The organism is Nannocystis exedens (genome assembly GCF_002343915.1).
GTDB classification, from domain to species: Bacteria; Myxococcota_A; Polyangia; order Nannocystales; family Nannocystaceae; genus Nannocystis; species Nannocystis exedens.
The window spans coordinates 11202884-11226385 of the sequence record NZ_NETK01000001.1 but is presented as its reverse complement, the minus strand read 5'-3'; the positions used below and the strand labels follow the sequence as shown (position 1 = coordinate 11226385).

Below are 23502 nucleotides of genomic sequence, written 5' to 3'. Positions count from 1 at the left end.
CGGCCCATGTCGCGGCGACTGGCCTGGAGGGCGCCGGGCGCCCGCGCGGCGGTGCTGGCGGCGATCCTGATCGCGCTTCCGGGCGGCCCGGCCGGCGCGGCCGAACCGACCTACCGCCGCTACACGGACGCGCAGGGGGTGGTCCACGTGACGCCCGTTCGCGCTGTCGGCGCGGGCCGGCGCGAGGTCGAGGAGATGCCGGGCAGCGGCGGCGAAGGCGGGGCGCCGAAGACGGCGGCGTCCGAGGCGGAACCGTCGGCGCCGCGCCGCGACCCACAGGTCGAGGTCGCCGAGGCGCTGGCCGACGAACGCTCGCGCCGCTGGGAGACGCACATCCGCGGGGCCGCGCGGCTGTACCAGCTGCCGGAGTCGCTGGTGCGCGCGGTGATTCACACCGAGAGCAACTACTATCCCGGCGCGGTCAGCAGCACGGGGGCGATGGGGCTGATGCAGCTGATGCCGTCGACGGCGCGCTTCCTCGGGGTCCAGCAGCCGTTCGACCCGCGCCAGAGCATCTACGGCGGGGCCAAGTTCCTGCGACTTTTGGCCAACCGCTTCGGCGGCGACATGGTGCTGGTGGCGGCCGGCTACTTCTCGGGCGCCGGCGCGGTGCAGAAGTACGGCGGGGTACCGCCTCACGCGGGGGTGCGGGCGTACGTGAAGGCGGTCCTGCGCCGGTTCTATGCGTACGAGCGGCTGCTTCAGGACGGGGCCGGCGGGGCGAGCCCCGCGCGGGCGATCGCCGGGCCGTGAGTCGCCGCCGATCTCGCGGCGCCCCGCGTCTTGTCTTGGACCTGGCCCGGGCTTCGCGGTAGGCTCCCGCGGCTTTCTGTGAAGAGGTACGAAGGCTTCCGCCGGGAGATCCTGAATCTCCCCAACATGATCACCATCGGTCGGGTGTTCCTCATCCCGCCGGTGCTCATGCTGATCGACAAGACCGATCCGTGGCGCTGCGTGCTCGCGTCGCTGCTGTTCACGGTCGCGTCGCTGCTCGACCTCATCGACGGCTGGCTGGCCCGCCGCTCCGGCCTGGTGACGGTGTTCGGCAAGTTCGTCGACCCGCTCGCCGACAAGATCATGGTGGCGGCGGTGCTCATCTACCTGGTGATGGACGACCGCGCGCCCGCCTGGCTGGTGGTGCTGCTGCTGACCCGCGAGTTCTACATCAACGGCCTGCGCTCGCTCGCCAGCTCGGAGAACATCATCATCGCCGCCAGCGCCGGCGGTAAGGCGAAGACGGCGTTCCAGCTGACCGGCATCTCGTTCCTGCTGATGCACTACCGGTACCGCCTGCCGGGCGTCGAGGAGGCGCTCGACTTCCACCGCGTCGGCCTGGTCCTGCTCGGGCTGTCGGTGTTCGTGTCGATCATCAGCGCGGTCGACTACACGTTCGGCTTCCGCGAGGCGCTGGCGCAGAAGAACACCGAGTGAGCCGGGCGCGCCAGATCGCGGCCCTGGCCGCGTCGGAGCCGGGCGGGGCGCTGGCGTGGCTGGACGGCGGCGCAGGGCGAGGGTTCGTGGCGCTCGAGCCCGACCTCGAGGTGGTGGCCGACGACCTGTCGGCGCTGCCCACCATCGAGGCCTTGTGGCGGGCCGAGCCGGCGCTGCCGTGGTTCGGCTGGCTGACCTACGAGGTCGGCACGGCGGCGCTGCTCGGCCGTCCGCCGACCGCGGCGAGCCTGCCGGGGCTGGTGCTCCGCCGCTACCGGGCGGCGCTCGAGCTCGGGGCGGGCGAGCGGATCCACGGAGATCCCCGTGCCGGGGCGGAGCTCGTGGGGCGACTGGGGGCGAGCCAGTGGCCTTCGGGACAGGGGTGGCCGCTCGGCCCGGTCGAGGCGCTGGTCGCCGCCGAGGACTACCGCGCGCGGGTGCGCCGGGCGCAGGAGTTCATCGCGGCGGGAGAGACGTACCAGATCAACCTGACGCAGCCGTTCGTGGCCGGGTGGTCGCCGGAATGGGCGAGCCGGCCGCTGGCGGCCAGGGCGGCCGCCGTGTATGCGGCCGTGCAGGCGGCGACCCCCGCGAGCATGGGGGCGCTGCTGGCGGTCGAGGCCGGGCGACCGTGCGGCCGTTGGGTGATCTCCAACTCGCCGGAGACGCTGGTGGCGATCGAACTGGGGGCGGGAGAGGACGGGGGCGACCTGGCTCGCTCCTGGCCGATCAAGGGGACCAGGCCGCGAGGGGCCGACCCGGAGCAGGACCGGGCGGCTCAAGAAGAGTTGAAGCAGAGCATCAAGGATCTGGCCGAACATGTGATGATTGTTGACCTTGTTCGCAACGATCTCGGCCGTATCGCGCACCCGGGTTCGGTCCGCGCGCCGGCCCGTCCGGAGCTGGTGACGCTGCCGACGGTGCATCACCTGGTGTCGGAGGTCCGCTGCACGCTGCGCCGGGGATGGACGCTGGCAGAGGTGGTGGCGGCGGTGTTCCCGGGCGGGAGCGTGACGGGAGCGCCCAAGCGGCGGACGGTCGAGCACATCGAGCGGCTCGAGCAGCGCGCTCGCGGGATCTACTGCGGGGCGATCGTGGCGCTGCTGCCCGACGGGCTGCGCTGCAGCATCCCGATCCGCACGGGGGTGGCCGACGCGGCCGGGCTGTGGCTGCAGAGCGGCGGGGGGATCGTGATCGACTCCGATCCGGAGGCCGAACGCCGCGAGTGCTGGGCCAAGGTGCGCGCGTTCGAACGCGAGTGAGCGGCTCGGCGCAGTGGCCCCTGCGTCCCGGACAGCGACACATTTGTCGATCGCCTGGATGCGGGTTGGGCTGGCGCCCAAGCGCCCCGTGGAGGGCCGAGGCTTTGAGGCGCGTGGCCTCGCCCGCGAGCTGCGGGTCTGAGTCGTTCGGCTTCTCGCTCGTGCTGCGGGCCGGGATTCAGCGCCGCGCCGCGGCTCTTGCCTCGCTGGCGCGGCGCCGGCAGTTCACGAAGGCGCCGGCGAGCAAGGGACGAGCTCCGGCCGGCCCCTTGCCTCACTCGCCCGGCTCCGGCGGTTCGCCGTGGTGCGGGCGGCTGGGGGCCATCTCCGGCCGTCCCAGCCTCGCTCGGGCCGGTCGTGCCTGTGGACTCCGGGCGCCGCGATGTTGTCCGGGGCCAGCGCGCGAGCGACGCCCGGACCACCCTGTCGTCGGCGGCGGCGGACCTCGTTTCGGCCGACCGGGTCCTGCGGACCCTCAGGTCGCGGGTTTTGCTTCCGGAGAGTCCTCTTTGGTTTCCGGCGGTTGCGCGTGGAACATCAAGTAGGGGATGAGCAGCGCGACGCCGACGACGAGGGCGATGTCGGCGACGTTGAAGTTGGGCCAGCACAGACCGCGGGGGTTCCACGGGGCGCACACGCGGATGAAGTCGACCACGCCGTGAGTGAGGTTGCCGTGGGGGTCGGTGTCCTGGCGCAGCAGGCGGTCGTGCATGTTGCCGAGGGCGCCGCCGATGATGCAGCCGATGGCGAAGAAGCCGTAGAGGCGGTCGGTCGGCAGCTTGCGGACGAGGGCGGCCATGTAGACCACCGTCACCAGGGTGACGACGATGAACAGGGGCCGCGAGAAGTCCTGGCCGCGCAGGAAGCCGAAGGCGGAGCCGGTGTTGAAGCTGTAGGACCAGTGGAACCAGTTGCCGATCGCGGCGATCGACCGGTTCGGCGGCCGGAGGTTGTCCCAGGCCCAGCTCTTGGTCACGAGGTCGAGGATCAGAAACACCGCGGCTGCAGACGCGGTGACGAGGATCGGCCGGAGCCGGCTGGACTTCGAAACGGGCGTGTCGCTCATGTAGGGCCGAAAACCTGGCCAGTGTACCCGAGGCACCAGGGCGGGCAAGCGCAGCCACCGCTGGCGGGGAGAGCCCCGGAGGTGGGCAGAATTGCAGCCGGCGGCCTGCGCGGCGTGCTACGGCCGTCCGCCTCAGGCCGTGGTCCGACCGTCGGCGGGCGCCTCGGTGCGCGGGAGCACGAGCAGGAACAACAACACGCCGGCGACCAGGACGGCGTCGGCAATGTTGAAGGCCGGCCAGGTCTTGCCGCCCCAGAGGTAGACGACGATGAAGTCGACGACGCAGTAGTCGCCGGCGTAGACCCGCACGAGCCGGTCGTGCAGGTTGCCGAGCGCGCCGCCGGCGATGAGACCGATGGCGACGAAGGCGGCGCGGCTGGTGGTCGGCAAGGTCCGCGCGAGGTGGACGAGGTAGCCCACCGCGGCCAGGGTGATGACGATGAAGAAGTAGCGCGCCCAGTCGACGTCGTTGAGGAACCCGAAGGCGGAGCCGGGATTGCAGGCGAAGTCGAAGTGCAGCAGCTTGTCGCTGACCTTCCAGGCGGCCTGGTCCCGCAGGTTGTTCCAGACCCACGCCTTGCTCCAAAGGTCGAGGCCGAGGCTGAGACCGGCGATCACCGCTGCGAGGGCGATCCGCGGTCCGCGTGTGGGTTCGGGTGGGGCGGCCATGGCGGGCGCGGAGCATACCAGGGTCGCGCCCGCCGTGAACCCGTTCGCGAGGCGAGATCCGTGACAAGGGCCTCGCCCGCACCCGGCGCCAGCGACGGGCGGCTCCAGAGCGGTGGAAGGGATCGAACCGTGAGGACGGGGGGCCAGGGCTGGCTACCGGCGTCCTCGGACGACCTCTCGGCCTGCGGGCGGTGCTGGCCGAAACGAGGCCGCTGCTGGCGAGAGGCAGCGAATGCTTGGGTACGCGCCGACGAACCCTGCGCGCGGCCCCTGGTGCCCGCCGAGGTGCTTGTCACCGAGCCACACACGGGTGGCTCGCCAGATGGAGGCGTGAAACCCGTGGCTGCGGCGCGCCGGGGCGCCGCTTGGAGGCTACACCGTCGACCGGAACGCACCTGAAGCGGAGCGTGGCAGAGCGGCGGACGGTCTGCCTCGTGTGCCCGCAACCGTGGCGATCATCCCGCGACAACCAAAAAATCCGACAGCGAGCGCGCGAGAGACCTCGGCGAGGCGGTCAACCGGCAGGGGCGCTGGCCGTCCGAGGGAGGACGCTGTGGATGGGGTTCGGGCGGGGCGAGCTTCAGGCGCGCTGGAGCAGATCGAACAGGGCCGGGCGGCGGCGGCGCGGCCACGTCGACCGCGGGTGGGCGAGCGCTCGCCGACCGCGAGAGACGCGCTGGTCCATGGCCTGGCGAGTCATGCCGTCGAGGGCGACGGGGCGCTCGGCCTGCAGTTCGGCGAGCTCACGCCGCTCCTCGCCGAGCAGCGCGGCCAGGGCGTTCTCCAGCAGGACGGCCTCCGGCAGGCGGAGCTCACGGAGGGCGGCGCGGAGGCGGGCGCGCATGCGCAGCTCCTCGCGGGTGTCCTCGCCCGTGTCGCGCAGCTCCTCGGCGCGTGACTGGGCGTCGCGGGCGAGCGAGACGGACGCGGACGCGAGCAGGACGGTCAGCGGACGGACCTCGGGATCGGCGAGCTCGGGCCGGTGCAGCAAGGTGGCGACCTCGGCGTAGGCGATCGCGTCGACGTCGGACTCCTCGCCGCCGACGACCTCGAACTCCTCGCCGCGGAAGGCGGTGACGAACAGGCGCAGGCGGATGGCCTCGAACACGAGCAGCTCGGCCAGCGCGGCCTGAAGGGCGCTGCGCCGGTCGTCGTCGCCGCCGCGGGCGAAGTCGACGAGCATGTGCTGCAGCGGGGGATTGCCGGCGCCGTTGGCAGCCAGCCGCGCCCACGGCTCCAGCTCCTCGGGTATCTCGAGGAAGAGGGCGTCGCGCAGGCCCTGGTGGAAGCTCTGGAGCGCCGGAAAACGCGGGTCGCGGACCGCGGCCAACAACGAGAGGCCCTGGCGGCGCGCGCGCAGGGCCTCGTCGGCGAGGACGTCGAGCTCGGACTGGAGCTCCACGGTGTCGAGGGGCGCGGCGACGCCGCCGCCGGCCGGAAGAGGAAGGAGGTGGGTGACGGCGGCGGCGACGTTCATGGCGTGCTCAGGGGTTTAACCACCCGCCAAGGGCACGCAAGATCAGGGGCTCGCCGGGGTGTGAGAGGGATGCCGGAGGACCACGCGCAGGAGCGTCTTCAGGCGCGCGTTGCCGACCCGCTTGCCGACCGCGGCCGGACCTGCGGGCCGCTCCCATCGCGGAGGCGGCCGACCGGCGAGGGCGGCGAGGCGAGCGAAGATCTCGCGCCGGGGGGTGTGGTCGTCGTCGACGACGTTGACGACGCCGCGCTCGTCCGGCGCGAGGGTCAAGGCGGCGAGGACGGCCTGAACAGCGTCGTCGCGATGGACGAGGTTGGTCGGCTGCATGCCGTCGCCCGAAAGGACGCCGTCGTCGCCGGCGCCACGGTAGAGGCGGAACAGCTCGCGACCCGGACCGTAGAGGCCGCCGAGGCGGAGGATCGTCCACGGCAGGTCGTGGCCTGTGCAGGTGTCGCGTACCAGCTCCTCGGCCTCGCGCTGGACGCGACCCCGCGGCTCGTCGGGCCAGTCGGGGCAGTCGTCGTCGAGCCAGGCGTCGCGGTCGGGCAGGGCCGAGGTCGACGAGGTGTAGACGAGGCGAGTGAGCGGGAGCGTCGCCGCAGCCGCGAGCAAGCGACGGGTGCCCTCGACGTAGAGCTCGCGGCGGTCCTGCTGCTTGCCCGGGGCGTAGCAGACGACCAGCGCGCGCGCCCCGGCCAGGACCGCGGCGATATCTGGAGGGGAGAGCGCGGCGACGTCGAGCGGGCGGAGCTCGATGCCCCCGGGGACATGTCCGTTCGGCCATGTCCCGGAGCGCGTGGTCGCAAGGACAGGTGGATCGCCGGCGCCCGCGGTCGCCGCGAGCGCGGCGGCCACGGGGGCGCCGAGGAAACCGGCGCCGACGACGGCGATCGGACGGGCGAGAGGGGACGCGCCGCTGGGCACGCGCGGCTCGCTCAGAACGACACGCCGCCGCCGAGCAGGAGGTTGAGGCGGGCGATGAAGAAGGCCGGGCAGTAGGCGCCGGGGACGGCACCGCAGCCGTAGCCGTAGCGCGGGCCGAAGCTCATGTCGAACTGCGGGAACTGCAGCCACACGATCCAGCGGTCGTCGAGCATGAGCTTGAGACCGACGCCGAACTGCAGGTTCGCGGCGTGGTTGGTGTAGTGGTAGTAGGCGCCGTTGTAGTAGTTCCAGCGGTCCGACAGCAGGTGGTAGCCCAGCGAGACGTTCGGCGAGATGTAAAGGCCGAGGTCCCGCTTGGGCTGGATGTCGTACGTGAATTTCGGCGCGACGACGAAGCCGAAGCGGCGGTAGCCGAACTCCTCGTTGAGGAGGATGCCGAGCGCGGGACCCGAGGCGTTGCCGCTGAAGTGGCCGCTGAACTCCTGCGTCAGCTTGAACGAGCCCCAGTAGCCGAAGCTGCCGTAGCGACAGGGGAAGCCGGGGGCGCCGCAGCCGGGGCCGTAGTAGCCGGCGTCGTAGTAGTACGACGAGCCGCCGATGCCCCACGAGGGGCCGAGGCCGAACAGGAACTGCATCGGTCGCGTGCCTGGTCGCAGCACGCGGGGAACGGCTGCTTCAGCGTCCGTCGGGGCGACCGTGCTGCCGAGGAGGGCGGCGCCGAGGGCCGCAGCGGCGAGGCCGAAGCGACGCCGGCGACGACCAGAGGTGACAGGCAGGGGACGGTCCGAGGTGGTGGCCTGGGTCATGGGGACTCCTGCGAGCGAGGGATGAGGCACGCACCGTAGACCGGGGCGCGCGCGGTGATTCTAACGTGTTTTGCGGCAGGTGCGGAAGTTCGGGGTTGTTCGGAGAAGCTCAGGGGGTGAGGGCACCCAAGACACTGCCGCCGACGCGAGTGTGATCTACGCTGCGGTCGGTGCCAGTGGATAGAGGCGACGAGGCGGCGATAACGATTCGGGCGCAGACGCGCACCGCTCGCCACCAGCGGCTCGCTGCTGCGATCGAGTCGCGCCGGCTGGAGCGCCTCAGGCGAGCGAAGATTTTGACGATCTGGGCGCTGGTGTCGACGAGCGCGGTGGTCGTCACCGCCCTCATCCGTGGCGTGTTTGACCCGCTCGAGCTGGTGTTTTTCGCGACCACGCTGGGCACGATCGCGTTCGCGTCATTCTCGGGGGTGCTCGCTCGTCCGCTACCCCTGATGGAGCGGCAAGCGCTGGCCGGCGCGGACGCGGCGTTGGCCCTCGACCACCTGCCGCCCCGCGTGGCCGAGCTGGCGCGAGAGACACGTGCGCTGCGCCTCGCGGTGGAGGCCGCCGACCCCGCGGACGCGGCCATCGACGCCTGGGTGTGGAGCTGGATCCGCAGCGTGCGCGAGCTGGGGCCCGACGAGCGCGAGCTGATCGCCCACGTCGGGATCTCGACCCACGACATCGAGGCGGTGCTGCTCGGCGAGGCCCTCGACGCTGGGCCGACCGACCTGCCGGCGCTGCCGGCGAGGCGAGCGAAGGGCCATGGTCCGCGGCTGGCGCCGGTCGAGCTGGCGGCGCTGGTCCGCCGGGTCGAGCTGCTGGCCGAGCACTTCGAGGCGTTCGAGGTGGCGCTGCTGCGCTACCGGCCCGGGACGTACCGCGGCTCTTGAGGACATGTCCCTCGTGACATGTCCATTGCAACATGTCCTTCAGGACTCGCGGAAGCTGACCATGACGGCGTGGGCGTCGTGCTTGTGCTCGAAGTTGGTGGCGCGGCGGAAGGCGGTGGCGTCGACGACGATCGGGTGCTTGATGTGGGCGACGGCGCCCGGCGGCAGATAAGGCAGGCCGAAGCGGCCGGCGCTGTACTTGAAGAGCGGCTCGGGGATCGGGATCGGCTGGCGCCCGGTGCCGCGGGCCAGCGTCGACAGGGGGACGGGCGGCGGGCCGGCGACGTTGTAGATCCCGCTGAGCTGGTGATCGACGGCGCGCACGATCGCCTCGACGCCGTCCTCGTCGTGCATGAAGTGGTAGAGCGGATCGAAGCCGAGGATCATCGGCACGCGCGGGCCGGCGAGGAAGCTGGCCAGGGTGCCGCGGTGCGTCGGGCCGAGCATGTAGACCATGCGCAGGACGGCGGTCTTGAGCCCGGGCCAGCGCCACAGCGCGGCGGCGGCGAACAGGTCGGCGGCGACCAAGTCGGCCAGCTCGGGGAAGGTCGAGACGGCCAGCGGCGGCTCCTCTTCGGTGCGGTACAGCGGCGCGTCGGGGGCGGCGCCGTAGATCGTGTGGCGCCCGACGAACACGGCCTGCTTGACGCCGAACTCGTGGCAGTACTCGAACACGAGGCGCGTGCCGTGGAGGTTGATCCGCAGCCGCTCCTCGGCGCTGGCGGTGAAGTGGGTGATCGTCGCCATGTGGATGACGACGTCCGGCCGGTGCTGGCGGAACACGTCGGCGGCCGGCCGCTTGCGCACGTCGGTCTGGAACACGTGCACGCCCTCGGGCGCGTCGGGCCAGGGGCGGCGGTCGATGCCGAGGATCTCGTCGCCGCGGGCGCGCAGGCGCAGGGCGACCATGCGGGCGTGGGCGCCGTTGATGCCGGTGATCAGGATCTTCATGGTTCGGAGTCGGTCGGGCCGGAGGTCGAGGAGGGCGCGGAGGAGGACGAGCCGGAGCTGTCCTCCGGTTCCTGTGGGAAAGTCCCGTCGTTGCGCTGACGGTGGAGCGCGCAGCCGCGGAGGACCAGCAGCTCGACGACGCTCTTGACCTGCTCGACGTAGCCCTCGATGACCTCGTCGGGCTCGCGGCCGGTGCCGGGGAAGTGCATCGGCTTGCCGTAGTGAATCTCGCAGCCGAGCGGCAGCGGGAACGGGACGAGGTAGGGCGGGACCGGCCAATACGGCGCGCCGACGAGCTTGGCCAGCGTCTTGGCGTGGTAGACGGTGGGAAGGGCTTCCTCGCCGCCGATGAAGGCGAAGGGGACGATCGGAGCGCCGGTCTGCAGGGCGATCCGCATGAAGCCGGTGCCGAACTGCACGAGGCGGTAACGATCCTTGAAGAGCTTGCCGGTGCCGCGCGCGCCCTCGGGGAAGATCATCAGCAGGCGGCCGTCCTGCAGCAGCCGCACGGCGTGCTCGGGCAGGCCGGGCAGCTGACCGACGCGCGAGAACCACTCCGACACGAACGGCCAGTTGCCGGCGAACTTCTCGACCATGCCGGTGGCGTGGCGCGGGAGGTCGCGGGCGAAGAACAGCGAGGCGAGCACCATGCCGCCGTCGACCGGCAGGCCGCCCGAGTGGTTGCCGACCAGCATCGCGCTGCCGCGCTCGGGCACGTTGTCGATGCCGAAGCACTTCACCCGGAAGTAGTTCTTGTAGAACACCTCGAGCATCGAATAGAAGACGCCGAGGTGCTTCTTGGAGATCCCGAACGGATCCATGCCGTATTGATTGAACGGGAGCTCGAGACGTTCGAGGCGGTCCCGGACGTCGCGGCTGGTGAGAGTCTCGAGGCGGAACGGTCCCATCCGGCTCGAGGAAGTCTCAGGCGGCGCGGGTCCTGAAGCAAGTCGCACGCGAGAAGCCGCGACGAGCGAGGTTCTGCGCGGCTCAGGACGCTGCGGTCCGGACCGCGCGCCGGGGCCGACCCACGGTCGAGACCGCGGCATTTCGAGCAGCGCTCGCTCGTCTCGGCGGCGCGGCTCGTCGCGCCGGTCTCGGCGCACGAGGCCTCGCGCTCGCGCGATCGGACCCGCGCGAGGATGACGGACGACGCCGCGGCTGCGGCTCTACGGCGAGCACTTCAGCGTGCTGCCGAGGACGGTCGAGCTCGCGTTGCCGCCGTGCGAGGTCTTGATCTTGGCCACCTGATAATACGCCGTCTTGGTGATGCCGAAGTCGGGCAGCGGGCCGAGGGAGATGCGCGGGTCCTTGCCGTCGAGCTCGATGGGGACGCCGATGTTCGAGCACGGGAAGCCGCCGGCCTCGAGCGGCGCGCCGAGCGTGAACGCAGTGGCCTTCGCGGCCGGGTCGCCGGTGCGCAGCTTGCAAAACACGTCGGCGTCGGCCTGGTCGCAGCCCGACGCGCCGCCCCAGGTGCAGGTGCCGGCGCAGTACAGCTGCGGGACCTGCGAGAAGTCGTAGATGCAGTCCTCGGTGCAGCCGACGCCCATGAACGGGTCGGCGCCGTCGCAGTACTCGAAGCCCTTGGGCAGGTTGATGTCGACCTTGTCGACCTTGCCGTCGCCGCAGTGCGGGCCGAGCTTGCCGCAGCCGGGGGCGCAGCCGTTGTAGGTGTTGTCGTTGAAGCCGTCGTCGCAGACCTCGACGCCGTCCCAGAGGATGCCGTCGCCGCAGGCCGCGGCGACGCAACCCTCGAGGCAGGCGTCTTCGTCGCTGTCGTTGCCGTCGTCGCAGTCCTCGCCGGCCTGGGCCCAGCCGTCGCCGCACACCGGGAACAGACAGTTGACGGTGCACTCGTCGGTGCTGTCGTCGTTGCCGTCGTCGCAGTCCTCGCCCTCGTGCATGATGCCGTCGCCGCACTCGGGCGGGCGACACAGCGAGGTGCAGCTGTCGAGGTCGTCGGCGTTGCCGTCGTCGCACAGCTCGTCGCCTTCCACGACGCCGTTGCCGCACTCGCCGACGGGCCCGGTGGTGGAGGTGGTGGGCTCGCTGCTCGGACCCTGCGAGGTGACGCCGGTCTCGGTGGGATCGGTGGCGGTCGCGGTGCTTTCAGTGTCGACGGTGGTCGGATTGCCGGTGACGGTCTGGATCCCGGTGCCCTGGTCCTCGGTCGTCGAGCCGGTGGTCGACATCGGCGACGCGGTGGTCATCATGTTTTCCGTCGGCGTGCAGGCCGCGAGCGCCAGCATCCATCCCAATCTGCGCATATCCGAACGTTAGGCCGGGTAGTGCGCGATTGCAAGCGTGTTTGCCGCGGGTCCGCGCCGCTTCGGCAGAGAAGGTGGATCGGAGCGCAACTGCGCGCTGACCAAACACGCAGGGCCCGGATGTCGCCAGGACATCGCGGGCCCGCGTGCGCGCAACGAAGATTACGCGCTGGTCTTGGCCCCGAGCACGCGGGCCATCGTCGAGCCGAGGTCGGAGGGCGTGTCGGCGATCGTCACGCCGGCCTCGCGCAGCGCGGCCAGCTTGGCGTCGGCCGTGCCCTTGCCGCCCGAGATGATGGCGCCGGCGTGGCCCATGCGCTTGCCCGGCGGGGCGGTGACGCCGGCGATGAAGCCGACCACCGGCTTGGTGACGTGCTCGCGAATGAAGGCCGCGCCGTCCTCCTCGGCCGAGCCGCCGATCTCGCCGATCATGATGATGCCCTCGGTCTCCGGGTCATCCTGGAACAACTTGAGGCAGTCGACGAAGTTGGTGCCGTTGACCGGATCGCCGCCGATGCCGATCGCGGTGCTCTGGCCGAGGCCGAGCGTGGTCAGCTGATGCACGGCCTCGTACGTGAGGGTGCCGGAGCGCGAGACGACGCCGACGCGGCCCGGGGTGTGGATGTAGCCGGGCATGATGCCGATCCGGCACTGCTTCGGCGTGATGATGCCGGGGCAGTTGGGGCCGAGCAGACGCGAGCCGGGCTTGTCCTGCAGGAACCGCTTGGCCTTGACCATGTCGGCCACCGGGATGCCCTCGGTGATGCAGACGATCAGCGGCACGCCGGCGTCCGCGGCCTCCATGATCGCGTCGGCGGCGAACGGGGGCGGCACGAAGATGACGCTGGCGTTGGCGCCGGTCTTCTCGACGGCGTCGCGCACGGTGTGGAACACCGGGACGCGGCCGTTCAGCACGGTCTCGCCGCCCTTGCCGGGCGTGACGCCGCCGACGACTTGCGTGCCGTAGGCGAGCGACTGCTCGGCGTGGAAGAGGCCGACCTTGCCGGTGATGCCCTGGACGATGAGGCGGGTGTTCTTGTCGACGAGGACGCTCATGGCTTGACAAGCTCCACGATCTTGGTGGCTGCGTCGCGCAGGCTGCTGGCGGTGGTGATCGCAAGGCCGCTCTCGTCGAGCATCTTCTTGCCGAGCTCGACGTTCGTGCCCTCGAGGCGGACGACCAGCGGGACCTTGAGGCCGACCTCCTTGACGGCCGCGATCACGCCGGTGGCGATCGTGTCGCACTTCATGATGCCGCCGAAGATGTTGACGAGGATGCCGCGCACGTTCGGATCGCGGGTGATGATCTTGAACGCCGCGGTCACGCGCTCGGCCGTCGCGCCGCCGCCGACGTCGAGGAAGTTGGCCGGCTTGGCGCCGACGTACTGGATGATGTCCATGGTCGCCATCGCCAGGCCGGCGCCGTTGACCATGCAGCCGATGTTGCCGTCGAGCTTGACGTAGCTGAGGTCCCAGCTCTTGGCCTCGAGCTCGCTCGGGTCCTCCTCGTTGGGGTCCCGCAGCTCCTCGAGCTCCTTGTGGCGGAAGGTCGCGTTGTCGTCGAACGAGACCTTGGCGTCGAGCGCGAGCACCTGGTCGTCGCCGGTGACGACGAGCGGGTTGACCTCGAGCAGGGCGCAGTCGAGGCGGTCGTAGGCGGCCGCGAGCGCGAGCAGGAACTTGACGAAGCGCGGGGCGACCGGGTCGACGAGGCCGAGCGCGTAGGCCAGCTTGCGCGCCTGGAACGCCTGCAGGCCGACGGCCGGGTCGATCGACTCCTTGAGGATCTTCTCCGGCGTGTGCGCGGCGACCTCCTCGATGTCCATGCCGCCCTCGGTCGAGGCCATGACGGTGTTGCGACCGGTGGCGCGATCCAGAGTGATGGCCAGATAGAGCTCGCGGGCGATGTTCATGCCCTGCTCGACCAGGACGCGCTGGACCTTCTTGCCCTCGGGACCGGTCTGGATGGTCACGAGGGTGTTGCCCAGCATCTTCTCGGCGATCTGCGCCGCGTCCTCGGCCGACTTGACGACCTTGACGCCGCCGACGTCGGGCTGCTCGACGAAGCGGCCCTTGCCGCGGCCGCCCGCGTGGATCTGCGACTTGACGACGACGACCGGGTTGCCGGTGCGCTGGATCAGGTCGGCGGCGACGAGCTTGACCTCGCCGGGGGTGAACGCGACGCCGCCCAGCGGCACGGGCACGCCGAGGCCGCGCAGCAGCTCCTTGCCTTGGTACTCGTGGATCTTCATCAGGTCGCCTGGCCTTTCCCGTAGGGGAGGAGGGCCACCAGCTCGCGCACGGCGTTGGCCGAGATCTCGAGCATGCCCTTCTCCTTGTCGCCGAGCTTCATCTCGATCACCTTCTCGACGCCGCCCTTGCCGAGCACGCACGGGACGCCGATGAAGAGGTCCTTGTAGCCGTACTCGCCCGACAGCAGCGCGGCGCACGGGAGCACGCGCTTGCGGTCGCGGACGATCGCCTCGACCATCGCCACCGAGGCCGCCGCCGGCGCGTAGTAGCCGGAGTAGCCGAGCAGACCGACGATCTCGCCGCCGCCGCCGCGCGTGCGCTGGATGATGGCGTCGATCTTGTCCTGCGGCAGCAGCTCGGTCAGCGGGATGCCGGCCACCGAGGTGTGGCTCGGCAGCGGGACCATGGTGTCGCCGTGGCCGCCCAGCACCATGCCGTGGATGTCGTCGACGCTGACGTTCAGCGCCTCGGAGATGAAGTACTTGTAGCGCGCCGTGTCGAGCACGCCGGCCATGCCGATCACGCGCTCCTTGGGGAAGCCCGACTCGGCGTACATGACGTGGCACATGGCGTCGAGCGGGTTGCTGACGCAGATCAGCACCGCGTTCGGCGAGCGGCTGGCGATCTCGCGGGTCACGCCGCCGACGATCTTGCGGTTGATCTCGACCAGCTCGTCGCGGCTGGTGAACTTGCCGGTCACCGGGTCCTTCTTGCGCGGGACGCCGGCGGTGATCACGACGACATCGCTGTCGGCCGTCTCGTCGTACCCGTTGGTGCCGACGATCTTGAGGTCGAAGCCCATGACCGGCGCGGCCTCGGCGAGGTCGAGCGCCTTGCCCTGCGGTACGCCCTGGACGATGTCGACGAGGACGATGTCGCCGAGGTGCTTCTGGGCGGCCCAGTGCGCGGCCGTCGCTCCGACGTTGCCGGCTCCCACGATCGTGATCTTGTTGCGACGTGACATGTGCGAGATCTTTCCCCCTAGGAGGTCCGCGCTGCATATACCAGCCGCACAGGCATCGGAGCAACGGCGGCGAAGCGGCCGATGAACGCTGATCTCGCGCTCCTTTGCGAATCCCCGCGAAAGGTGCGGGATCGCGCCGGTCCCGGACGGCGGGCCGACGCCAATTCGGACCCGGCGACTACCGACGCGTGGGAGCCGCCGGCGTGATCGTCAGCTCGACCTTCGCCCCCTCGCGCTCGACGACCACCGGCACGGCGACGCCGGGCTGCAGCTCGCCGAAGCAGGCCATGTAGTCGTCGATGTTGTGGATCTCGCGCTTGCCGATCTTGACGATGACGTCGCCGGCCTTGAGCCCGGCGGCCTCGGCGGGGCTCTGCGGGCGCACGCCCGACAGCTTCATGCCGTCGGCGTTGGCGGCGTAGTCGGGCACGGTGCCGAGCGAGACGCGGAAGCCGCCGCCGCGCGGAGCCGTGGCCGCGACCTTCTTGAAGTCGAGGACGGGCTGCTCGCGCAGCATCAAGGCGACCAGGCGGACGCTGAGGTCGGCGATCGCGGCGGCGCCCTCGAGGTTGATCTTGTCGAAGTCGTCGCTCGGCCGGTGGTAGTCGTCGTGGGCGCCGCTGAAGAAGTGGAGGACCGGGATGTCGGCGGCGTAGTAGCTGGCCTGGTCGGAGGCGCCGAAGCCGTCCTCGCTCGGCTTGACGACCAGGGTCCGCGCGGCGTCCCGCGGGTCGACCTTGGCCCGGTCGAGCAGGCCCGGCCAGGCGCTGCTGGTGCCGGTGCCGACGACGACGACGGTGTTGTCGCGCACGCGCCCGACCATGTCGAAGTTGAGCATGGCGACGATGTCCTTGCGGGCCTCGGGCGAGAGCGACTCGACGACGCGCTTGCTGCCGAGGAGGCCCATCTCCTCGGCGGCGAAGGCGACGAACTGGAGGTCGAAGGGCCGCGCCTCGGGCGGGAGCTGGGCGAGCGCGGCGGCGACGCCGAGCAGGGCGGCGACGCCGGAGGCGTTGTCGTCGGCGCCGTTGTGGATGGCGTCGACGCCGGGCGCGAGCGAGGAGCTGCTGCCGCGGCCGAGGTGGTCCATGTGCGCGCCGAGGACGATCCGCTTGCGACCTGTCCCTTTGAGCAGGCCGGCGACGTTGGCGGTGGTGGCGGTGACGCGCTCGACCGGGCTGTGCAGCGAGCCCTTGGCGACGGCGCCCGGCTTGAGGCCGCCGTGCGGGTCGGCGGCGGTGACGGGGCCCTTCTTGCCGAAGGCCTTGAGCAGGTCGGGGGTGCCGGCGGCCGACACGGCGAGCGCGGGCAGCTGGAGGTCGTTGGCCTCTCCGTGGTTGGGGTAGGGGACGGTGGCGTCGGGCTCCCAGAGGATGAAGCCGACGGCGCCGCGATCGCGCGCGGCGATGACCTTCGACTGGACGCGAGTCTTGGCCGGGTCGAGGTGCGGGTCGGCCGGAGCGCCGCTGCGGGCGACGACGATCGCGCCCTTCACCTTGTCGAGGAGCTTGGCGTAGTCGCCGCTGTCGGGGCTGTCGCCGGGGATCCCATGGCCGACGTAGACGACTCTGGCGCCGACCGGGGCGGCGCTGGCGGCAGAGAAGGGGACGAGGGTGTGGGCGACGGGCCTGCCGCCGAGCTGCAGGACGCTCTGCTCGCCGGCGCGGAGGGCGACGCCGTCGGTGAACTCGAAGCTCTGGCGGTAGCTGTCCCCAAAGCCAGGTTGGAGGCCGAGCTGGCGGAAGGCCTGCTCGATGTGCTCCGCGACCCGCTGGTCGGCGGCGGTGCCCGGCGGGCGGCCCTCCTGGGCGTCGTCGGCGAGGAAGGCGAGGTGACCGCGCAGGCGCTCGAGCTCGACCGGCGGCGGGTCGCGCCAGGCGGCGCGCGAGCCGTCGCTGGCGGGCGCGGGCTCGCCCGTCGGAGCCTGCGCGGGCTGCTCGGGCCGGCACGCGAGCAAGGAGGCGAGGAGAAGCCAGGTGGCGCGGGCGGACGACATGGTGCGAGAGGATGCGCGAGCGCGGGCGAGCGGCGCAAGAGGTGGGGCCCGGGCCGGCGGCGCGAGCGAGCTGGCCTCGAAGACATGACCCTCCAGACTCGTGACAGGCGCGGGCGCCGACCCGGTGGGGGCGCGGCGGTCGTGACCGGACTTACAGGCGAGGACGCACGGCCGAGAGGATTGGGGGATTCTCGGGATCATTGAAAGGTACGGCGTTTGCTTGGGGACCTCCGCAGATGCGGCGTCGCTCCGGGCTCGCAGTGGCAAGTCTCCCCGCGGGGGATCGCCCGGCGCGTGCTCGAACCTGTCTCTTCGGGCAGCTCCGAGGCGGCGCCGCCGAGGATGACAGGGTCGGGCGCGGGGGACGAACCCGCAGCAGGTGCCGACCGGGCGGCCGGCCGGAGCGAGGTGCTTTGCGCCGGCTCGCCGCGGAAGGCCGAGCGTGACGCGGCGGTCCGGCGAGCGGCGACGCCAGGTCGTCCGCGGCCCGGCGACGAGGTTCCCGCGGCCGTGGCGGCCGCGAGCGAACGAGGAGAGAAGTATGCGGCTTAGAACATGGTATATTGGACATGTCCTTGGGTTTATGGCTTTGGTGACAGGTTGCGATCCGAAGGACCCGGGGGTCACGGGCGGGACCGTCAGCGAAGGGACGACGACCGGCGGGAGCGACAGCGGCGGGACGACCGGCGGCGGCGGGAGCGACAGCGAGGGGACGACGAGCGCGGTAGAGACGACCGACGGGCCGGACGAGACGACCGGCGGAACGGGCGAGGCGACGACCGAGACGACGTCGGGGGGGCACGACACCGACTCGGGGTCGACGCCGGACGACTTCGCGTGCGAGGGCGGCGCGTGGCTGTTCGTCGATCCGGAGAAGAGCGGCGCGGGCCTGGTGTCGCTCGCGGCCGACGGGCGAGCGCGGGTGTTCAGCGAGGGTCTGTCGCGCGAATTCGATGCGGCGGGGACGCTGGTGGCGACGGTGCCGATCCCGATGGGCGCGCTCCACTGGGACATCGACGCCGAGGGCAACGGCTACGGGATGTTCCGCGACGAGGACGGCGTGTCGCCGCGGAAGCGGCTGCGCAAGTTCGACCCCGAGGGGGTGATGCTGTGGGAGCGCGACCTGGGACCGCGCGATCAGGGCTACTGGTGGGGCTATGACCTCGCCATCGCGGCCGACGGGACGACGGTGTACAGCGACCGCGCGGCGGTGGGCGACGGGACGCGGATGGTCAAGCACGCGGCCGACGGGACGCCGCTGTGGGACCTCGAGGTCGCGGATCAGCTCGAGGTGTCGGCGATCGGAGCGTCGGGCGCGATGGTGGCGCTGGTGTGGAACGAGGGCGTCCGGCTGCTCGACCCGTCCGGCGAGGAGCTGTGGACGCGCCCGTGGGAGCTCTCGGTGCTCAGCACGGCGGCGATCGACGGCGCGGGCGCGGTGGTAGTCGGAACCGAGATCGGGTCGTCGGCGGTGAAGATCGGGAAATTCGCGGCCGACGGGACGCCGCTGTGGGACACGATCATCGAGGGGATGTGGGGCTTCGGCGACCTCGCGGTCAACGCGAGCGGCGAGATCGCGGTCGGCGGCGAGTTCAACAACGAGCCGCCGTTCCGCGGGATGGTGGCCCGGCTCGACCCGTCCGGCGCGACCCTCGCGACGCACAGCTGCGACAGCGGGTCGTGGGAGGTCAACGTGGCCATCGGCGACGACGGCACGATCTTCGCCTCGGGCGCGGTCGACTTCGACGCCTATCACCTGTACGTGACGGCGTACGAGTGAGTCACGGGGCGAGGAGCTCCGCGGCTTATCCTTTGTGCGTGACGGCGAGCGAGTGACGGGTCGAGGCGCTTCGCGGCCCGTCACCGGTGCGTGATGGCTCCGGAAGGAGTCACGGATCGAGGCGCGCCGCGGGTCCTCACGCGCGCGGGACGGCGTGCGAGTGAGTCACGGTCGAGGCGCTCGCCGCACGCGGGCCCGACCGGGTCCGAGGCACGGTCGAGCAGCGCAGCGACTTGTCGATCGTGCGTGAGGTGTACGAGCGCGTCACAGGTCGAGGAGCTCGCGGCAGGCGGCGGCGGCCCGGCCGACGGAGCTGCGATCTGTCCCGAAGTGCAGGCCGGCGGCGGCGAACAGATCGGGGAGGCGGGCGCGGGCGCCGAGCGCGAGGGCGCGGCGGAGGTCGGCGACGGCGGCCGCCGGCTCGGCGAGGGCGCGGCGGTGCAGCTGGACGGCGCCGAGGCCGGCGAGCGCGTACTCGATGTAGTAGAAGGGCAGCTCGAACACGTGCAGGCGGCGCTGCCACAGGGCGGCGCGGTCGGCCTCGGCGCCGCTCCAGTCGACGCCCGGGCACAGGCGCCGGTGCTGCGCGAGCCAGGCGGCGTCGCGGGCCGCACGATCGCGGGCCTCGTCCGGGTGGGTGTAGACCCAGTGCTGGAAGGCGTCGATGGCGGCGGCGTGCGGCAGGAAGAGGACGAGCTGCTCGAGCTGGTGTCGCGCGGCGCGGGCGCAGGTGTCGGCGTCGTAGAAGGCGCGCAGGTGGGGCGCAGCGAGCAGCTCCATGCCCATGCCGGCGACCTCGCAGAACTCGATCGGCGGGTGACGGTTCCAGATCAGCGGATCGCCGGCGCAGGCGAGGGCGTGGAAGGCGTGACCGCTCTCGTGCAAGACGGTGAGCAGGTCCTCGTGGCGACCGACGGCGCCGGCGAACACGAACGGGAGGCCGCTGGCGTGGAGGTGGAGCTGGAAGGCGCCGGCGGCTTTACCTGGCCTCGACATCAGGTCCAAAAGGCCATGTTCGGCGAGGCGCGAGAACTGGCGGGCGAACTCGGGATCGACGGCCTCGAAGGCGCGGGCGCAGCCGGCGATCAGCTCCTCCTCGCGGGTGAACGGGACGAGCGGTCCGCCGGGCAGGACCGCGAGGTCCCACGGGCGGAGGAGGTCGAGGCCGAGCGCGGCGGCGCGGCGGCGGAGGACGCGGCCGGCGAGCGGGACGAACTCGGCGGCGATGGCTTCGTGCAGGGCGAGGCAGTCGGCGGGGCCGTAGGCGAGCCGGTCGAGGCGGCGGAAGCGATAGGCGCGGTAGTCCCGCAGCTCGGCGGCGGCGGCCTGGGCCCGGCGGTTGTCGAGCAGGCGGTCGAACAGGTGATCGAGCTCGGGCTTGACAGCGCGAAAACCCGCGGCGACGGTGCGCCAGGCGGCCTCGCGCCGCGCCCGGTCGGGATCGTCCTCGCTGCGCTCGACCTGGGCCAGGGACACGTCGGCGTCGTCCCAGTGGAACCGCATGCCGGCGCGCAGTTGGCCGTAGGCGGCGCACAGGTGCTGCTCGGCGGCCTCGAGCGGGACGAGGGCGGGGCGGTGGAGGTCGGCCTGGTTGCGCAGCACCGCGAGGGCGCAAGCGTGACCAGGCGGGAGGCGAGCCGCCGCCGGGTGCTCGGCGAGCCGCCGCGCGAGGAGGTGGCGCAGCGGCTTGCAAGCGGGGTCCAGGACGTCGACGTGCACTTGCCAGGCGCGCGCGGCCTCGAGGTCGTCGGCGCTGCAACTGGTGGCGATCTGCCGCCGCGCCCGGGCCTCGGCCAGGTGGCTCTCCAGCTCCGACCAGTCGCGCAGCCACTGCTCGAGGGTCCACGGATCGTCGGCCGGCAGCGGCCGCTCACCGAGCTCGCCGTAGCAGGCCTCGAGATCGGCGAGCCGATCGAGCCGCACGCGGGGGGGCAAGTAGCGCCGCGGCGGCGGCGGGAGCGATCCGAACACGCCCCGTCAGGGTAGCACCGCCGGGCGCCGGGGCCGGTGGCCGAACTGGGGCGTGACGGGCAGACGCAGGTGCAGGTCGACGTCCACGGGGCGCGTGGGTGAGGCTGGTCGAAAGGACAGGAGCGCGACGGACGGGCGCAGGAGTCCGGCGAATTCCACGGGAAGTGCGTGCGCGAGGCTGGTCGAAAGGACAGGAGCGCGACGGGCCGGCGCAGGAGCACCGCCACTTCTCCGCGGCGCGGGGGTGAGGCTGATGGAGGGGCGAGGACCTCGACAGACGGGCGCAAGAGCACGATGACGCCCCCGGGCGCGTGTGAGGCTGGTCGACAGGACAGGACCGCGGCGACGGGCGCAGGAGAAGGGCGAGGGGCCGGAGGGGCGCGTGCGGCTGGTCGACAGGACGGGACGCCCGACGGACGGGCGCAGGAGTCCGGCGACGGCCCGGGGGTGCGTGCGTGAGGCTGGTCGAAAGGACAGGAGCGCGACGGGCCGGAGCAGGAGTCCGGCGAATTGTCGGGCGCACTGAGGCTGGTCGACAGGACGGGTCAGTCGGGGCGCAGGCCGCGGGCCACCACGCGGATCGTGCGCTCGATCTCGAGGTCGTCGTCCCACGGGTAGTCGGGGAGGATCGCCAGGCGCGTGATGATGTAGCCGCCGAGCGCGCTCATGAGGATCCGCAGGACGGTCTCGGGCGGGTCGTTCCGGATCTGCCCGCGCGCCTGGTACTTGCGGATGACGGCCAGCAGCTCGGGGAAGACGTGGCAACCGATGTGGCGGAACACCATCGCCCGCAGCTCCGCGCTGAGCGGGACCTCCTGCAAGAAGATCCGCAGCGCCGGCACGTGCTCGCGCGCGACCGAGAGCCGGTTGTGGGCGAAGGCCCGCAGGAAGTCGGCGAAGTCCGGGTAGTCGGTGTCGATCAACCGGTGCAGGTCGCGGAAGGCGATCGGCGCGAGCACCCGCTCGACGAACGGCTCGAGGATGTGGTCGAGCAGCAGCTGCTTGGTCTTGAAGTGGCGGAAGATCGTGCCCTCGGCGACCCCCGCTCGCCGGGCGATCTCGCTGGTCGCGGCGCCTCGAAAGCCGCGCTCCGCGATCACTTCGATCGCGGCGCGGACGATGCGCTCGACGCCGCGCACCGGCTCAGGATCGTCTTCGCGCGTGGCCATGACCCGGAAAGGATGGCCTGAGTGAGCACTCACTTGCAACTGGCAGGAGGCCGTGGCACGGTGAGTGAGCACTCACTTGCAGGAGCGGAGCGATGGAGTCGATCGATGTGCTGGTGGCGGGGGCAGGGCCCACGGGCTTGACGATGGCGTGCGAACTGCGGCGGTACGGGTTGAAGGTGCGGGTGGTCGATCCCGCGCCGCGCACGACCGAGCACTCCAAGGCGCTGGTCGTTCACGCGCGCACGCGCGAGGTGTTCGAGGCGATGGGGCTGCGCGCGGCGGTCGAGGCCGAGGCGCAGGCGCTGATGGCGGTGCAGCTGTACTTCGAGAAGCAGCTGCTGGGCACGCTGGACGTGAAGCGGTTCGGGCCCGACGTGCCGACCCCGGTGTTCCTCGACCAGAGCGCGACGGAGCGGATCCTGGCCGAGCACCTGGGGCGCCTCGGCGGGGCCGTCGAGCGCGGGCTGCGGCTGCTGTCGTTCCGCGACGAGGGCTCACAGGTGGTGGCGACGATCGGCGGCGAGGACGGTCGCACCGAGACGGTGACGGCGCGCTGGCTGGTCGGCTGCGACGGCGCCCACAGCGTGGTGCGTCGCGGCCTGAGCCTGCCGTTCGAAGGCTCTGCCTATGAGGACATGTTCGATCAGGCAGATCTGAAGATCCGCTGGGATCGCCCGCCGGGCGTCGGTTACGGGTTCCTGCGGTCCGCGGGGTTGGTGGTGTTCGCTCCGTTGCCGCGCGATCGCTATCGCATCATCGCCATGGGCGGCGAGGGGCACGCGCCCGAGCCGACGCTCGAGATGTTTCAGAAGCTGGCCGACGAGCTGGTGCCCGGGGCGGTGCTGCACGACCCGGAGTGGATCCTGCGGTTCCGCCTGCACCACCGCATGGTGCCGCGGATGGCGGTGGGCTCGGTGTTCCTCGCCGGCGACGCGGCGCACATTCACAGCCCCGCGGGCGGGCAGGGGATGAACACGGGGATCCAGGACGCCTTCAACCTGGCGTGGAAGCTGGCGATGGTGGCGCGCGGCGCGGCGAAGCCGGAGCTGCTGGCGACGTACGACGCGGAGCGGTTGCCGGTGGCGAAACAGACGCTCGAGCTGACCGATCGCCTGTTCCGCGGGGCGACGAGTCGGCGGACGATGGTGCTCCGCAAGCTGATCGTCGGCACGGTGCTGCGGTCGCGCGCGCTGCAGCAGCGACTGGTGCGGCGCATGTCGCAGACGGGCGTGTCGTATCGCCGGTCGACGGCGGTGCTCGATGCCCGCCGGTGGCCGCGTCCGTCGCCGCAGGCCGGCGAGCGAGCGCCGGCGGCGACTCTCAGCGCCGGCGACACGACGATATCGCTGCACGCGCTGGTGGCGAGCGAGGCGAAGCTGACGCTCTTGCTCATGCACGGATCGTCGCGCTCGCCGGCGCTGACGAGCGCGGGTCAGGAGCTGGCGGAGAGGTGGGGACGGTCGCTGGTGGTTCGCGACCTGGTCCTGGGTACAGGCGACGCGGAGACCCTCGGCGATCGTTCAGGCGCAGTGGTCCGCGGGTGGAGAGTGCGCGCGCCTGAGCTCGTGCTGCTCAGGCCCGACGGACACATCGCCGTGCGCGCGCCGCTGGCTCGCCTCGAGGTGCTGCGGGCTTACGCGGCGCGCTGGTTCTAGCGCG

Annotated in this window: 20 protein-coding genes; 6 read left to right on the top strand and 14 right to left on the bottom strand. The window is 71.7% G+C overall.

Annotated features, from left to right (window positions below; translation table 11 throughout):
* Positions 1-6 precede the first annotated feature (6 nt).
* The 3 genes from NAEX_RS43785 to NAEX_RS43775 all read left to right on the top strand — a co-directional run bounded on the left by NAEX_RS43785 (position 7) and on the right by NAEX_RS43775 (position 2693).
* A complete protein-coding gene (locus NAEX_RS43785; RefSeq protein ID WP_096333420.1) occupies positions 7-753 on the top strand; it encodes a lytic transglycosylase domain-containing protein in 747 nt (248 codons plus the stop codon).
* A 78-nt stretch (positions 754-831) separates the two neighbouring features.
* Entirely contained in the window at positions 832-1431 is a 600-nt protein-coding gene (pgsA, locus tag NAEX_RS43780) for a CDP-diacylglycerol--glycerol-3-phosphate 3-phosphatidyltransferase (protein WP_211302571.1), read from the top strand.
* The gene (locus NAEX_RS43775) at positions 1428-2693 is read left to right on the top strand and encodes a chorismate-binding protein (protein ID WP_096333419.1); all 1266 of its coding nucleotides are present in this window, start codon (positions 1428-1430) and stop codon (positions 2691-2693) included. The genes pgsA and NAEX_RS43775 overlap by 4 nt, the downstream gene beginning before the upstream one ends.
* 475 nt (positions 2694-3168) lie before the next feature.
* Here NAEX_RS43775 and lspA (NAEX_RS43770) read toward each other — a convergent pair whose 3' ends face one another.
* The 5 genes from lspA (NAEX_RS43770) to NAEX_RS51685 all read right to left on the bottom strand — a co-directional run bounded on the left by lspA (NAEX_RS43770) (position 3169) and on the right by NAEX_RS51685 (position 7425).
* A complete protein-coding gene (gene lspA / locus NAEX_RS43770; RefSeq protein ID WP_096333418.1) occupies positions 3169-3759 on the bottom strand; it encodes a signal peptidase II in 591 nt (196 codons plus the stop codon).
* Between the two features lie 132 nt (positions 3760-3891).
* Entirely contained in the window at positions 3892-4428 is a 537-nt protein-coding gene (lspA, locus tag NAEX_RS43765; RefSeq protein ID WP_096333417.1) for a signal peptidase II, read from the bottom strand.
* A 580-nt stretch (positions 4429-5008) separates the two neighbouring features.
* Positions 5009-5905, bottom strand: a complete 897-nt coding sequence (locus NAEX_RS43760) for a hypothetical protein (RefSeq protein WP_096333416.1) — start codon at positions 5903-5905, stop codon at positions 5009-5011.
* A gap of 42 nt (positions 5906-5947) precedes the next feature.
* Positions 5948-6829: an NAD-dependent epimerase/dehydratase family protein gene (locus tag NAEX_RS51690; protein ID WP_256254110.1), complete on the bottom strand. Its 882-nt coding sequence runs from the start codon at positions 6827-6829 to the stop codon at positions 5948-5950.
* Between the two features lie 11 nt (positions 6830-6840).
* Positions 6841-7425: a hypothetical protein gene (locus NAEX_RS51685; RefSeq protein ID WP_170136508.1), complete on the bottom strand. Its 585-nt coding sequence runs from the start codon at positions 7423-7425 to the stop codon at positions 6841-6843.
* 467 nt (positions 7426-7892) lie between these two features.
* Here NAEX_RS51685 and NAEX_RS43750 point away from each other — a divergent pair, with 467 nt between their 5' ends.
* A complete protein-coding gene (locus NAEX_RS43750) occupies positions 7893-8489 on the top strand; it encodes a hypothetical protein (RefSeq protein WP_096333415.1) in 597 nt (198 codons plus the stop codon).
* A 39-nt stretch (positions 8490-8528) separates the two neighbouring features.
* Here NAEX_RS43750 and NAEX_RS43745 read toward each other — a convergent pair whose 3' ends face one another.
* From NAEX_RS43745 to NAEX_RS43715, 7 genes are all read right to left on the bottom strand, one after another.
* Positions 8529-9440: an NAD-dependent epimerase/dehydratase family protein gene (locus NAEX_RS43745; RefSeq protein WP_096333414.1), complete on the bottom strand. Its 912-nt coding sequence runs from the start codon at positions 9438-9440 to the stop codon at positions 8529-8531.
* Complete coding sequence (locus NAEX_RS43740; protein WP_096333413.1) at positions 9437-10348, bottom strand: lysophospholipid acyltransferase family protein; 912 nt, start codon at positions 10346-10348, stop codon at positions 9437-9439. The genes NAEX_RS43745 and NAEX_RS43740 overlap by 4 nt, the downstream gene beginning before the upstream one ends.
* 261 nt (positions 10349-10609) lie before the next feature.
* Positions 10610-11710 carry a DUF4215 domain-containing protein gene (locus NAEX_RS43735; protein WP_143141292.1) on the bottom strand — a complete coding sequence of 367 codons (1101 nt, stop codon included), beginning with the start codon at positions 11708-11710 and terminating at the stop codon, positions 10610-10612.
* Between the two features lie 162 nt (positions 11711-11872).
* Positions 11873-12766 (bottom strand): succinate--CoA ligase subunit alpha, encoded by an 894-nt coding sequence (gene sucD / locus NAEX_RS43730; RefSeq protein WP_096333411.1) that lies wholly within the window; start codon positions 12764-12766, stop codon positions 11873-11875.
* Positions 12763-13962: an ADP-forming succinate--CoA ligase subunit beta gene (sucC, locus tag NAEX_RS43725; protein ID WP_096333410.1), complete on the bottom strand. Its 1200-nt coding sequence runs from the start codon at positions 13960-13962 to the stop codon at positions 12763-12765. Before sucC ends, sucD begins: the two co-directional genes overlap by 4 nt.
* Positions 13962-14927 carry a malate dehydrogenase gene (gene mdh / locus NAEX_RS43720; RefSeq protein ID WP_096333409.1) on the bottom strand — a complete coding sequence of 322 codons (966 nt, stop codon included), beginning with the start codon at positions 14925-14927 and terminating at the stop codon, positions 13962-13964. The genes sucC and mdh overlap by 1 nt, the downstream gene beginning before the upstream one ends.
* Before the next feature lie 178 nt (positions 14928-15105).
* The gene (locus NAEX_RS43715; RefSeq protein WP_096333408.1) at positions 15106-16923 is read right to left on the bottom strand and encodes a M20/M25/M40 family metallo-hydrolase; all 1818 of its coding nucleotides are present in this window, start codon (positions 16921-16923) and stop codon (positions 15106-15108) included.
* Positions 16924-17506: 583 nt separating this feature from the next.
* Between NAEX_RS43715 and NAEX_RS43710 the strand changes: the two genes are divergently transcribed.
* Positions 17507-18703 carry a PQQ-binding-like beta-propeller repeat protein gene (locus tag NAEX_RS43710; RefSeq protein WP_143141293.1) on the top strand — a complete coding sequence of 399 codons (1197 nt, stop codon included), beginning with the start codon at positions 17507-17509 and terminating at the stop codon, positions 18701-18703.
* 264 nt (positions 18704-18967) lie between these two features.
* Here NAEX_RS43710 and NAEX_RS43705 read toward each other — a convergent pair whose 3' ends face one another.
* Both NAEX_RS43705 and NAEX_RS43700 read right to left on the bottom strand, forming a co-directional pair.
* On the bottom strand, positions 18968-20674 hold the full coding sequence (locus NAEX_RS43705; protein ID WP_143141294.1) for a M3 family oligoendopeptidase: 1707 nt from the start codon (positions 20672-20674) through the stop codon (positions 18968-18970).
* Positions 20675-21219: 545 nt separating this feature from the next.
* On the bottom strand, positions 21220-21843 hold the full coding sequence (locus NAEX_RS43700; protein WP_096333405.1) for a TetR/AcrR family transcriptional regulator: 624 nt from the start codon (positions 21841-21843) through the stop codon (positions 21220-21222).
* A gap of 92 nt (positions 21844-21935) precedes the next feature.
* Between NAEX_RS43700 and NAEX_RS43695 the strand changes: the two genes are divergently transcribed.
* On the top strand, positions 21936-23498 hold the full coding sequence (locus NAEX_RS43695; protein ID WP_096333404.1) for an FAD-dependent monooxygenase: 1563 nt from the start codon (positions 21936-21938) through the stop codon (positions 23496-23498).
* The last annotated feature ends 4 nt before the right edge of the window (positions 23499-23502 follow it).

Excerpts from the sequence above, each read along its gene's own strand:
- NAEX_RS43785 (WP_096333420.1), top strand. The coding sequence starts at position 7 with ATGTCGCGGCGACTGGCCTGGAGGGCGCCGGGCGCCCGCGCGGCGGTG.
- lspA (WP_096333418.1), bottom strand. The coding sequence starts at position 3,759 with ATGAGCGACACGCCCGTTTCGAAGTCCAGCCGGCTCCGGCCGATCCTC.
- lspA (WP_096333417.1), bottom strand. The coding sequence starts at position 4,428 with ATGGCCGCCCCACCCGAACCCACACGCGGACCGCGGATCGCCCTCGCA.
- NAEX_RS43760 (WP_096333416.1), bottom strand. The coding sequence starts at position 5,905 with ATGAACGTCGCCGCCGCCGTCACCCACCTCCTTCCTCTTCCGGCCGGC.
- NAEX_RS51685 (WP_170136508.1), bottom strand. The coding sequence starts at position 7,425 with ATGCAGTTCCTGTTCGGCCTCGGCCCCTCGTGGGGCATCGGCGGCTCG.
- NAEX_RS43745 (WP_096333414.1), bottom strand. The coding sequence starts at position 9,440 with ATGAAGATCCTGATCACCGGCATCAACGGCGCCCACGCCCGCATGGTC.
- NAEX_RS43740 (WP_096333413.1), bottom strand. The coding sequence starts at position 10,348 with ATGGGACCGTTCCGCCTCGAGACTCTCACCAGCCGCGACGTCCGGGAC.
- NAEX_RS43735 (WP_143141292.1), bottom strand. The coding sequence starts at position 11,710 with ATGCGCAGATTGGGATGGATGCTGGCGCTCGCGGCCTGCACGCCGACG.
- sucD (WP_096333411.1), bottom strand. The coding sequence starts at position 12,766 with ATGAGCGTCCTCGTCGACAAGAACACCCGCCTCATCGTCCAGGGCATC.
- sucC (WP_096333410.1), bottom strand. The coding sequence starts at position 13,962 with ATGAAGATCCACGAGTACCAAGGCAAGGAGCTGCTGCGCGGCCTCGGC.
- mdh (WP_096333409.1), bottom strand. The coding sequence starts at position 14,927 with ATGTCACGTCGCAACAAGATCACGATCGTGGGAGCCGGCAACGTCGGA.
- NAEX_RS43715 (WP_096333408.1), bottom strand. The coding sequence starts at position 16,923 with ATGTCGTCCGCCCGCGCCACCTGGCTTCTCCTCGCCTCCTTGCTCGCG.
- NAEX_RS43710 (WP_143141293.1), top strand. The coding sequence starts at position 17,507 with ATGGCTTTGGTGACAGGTTGCGATCCGAAGGACCCGGGGGTCACGGGC.
- NAEX_RS43700 (WP_096333405.1), bottom strand. The coding sequence starts at position 21,843 with ATGGCCACGCGCGAAGACGATCCTGAGCCGGTGCGCGGCGTCGAGCGC.
- NAEX_RS43695 (WP_096333404.1), top strand. The coding sequence starts at position 21,936 with ATGGAGTCGATCGATGTGCTGGTGGCGGGGGCAGGGCCCACGGGCTTG.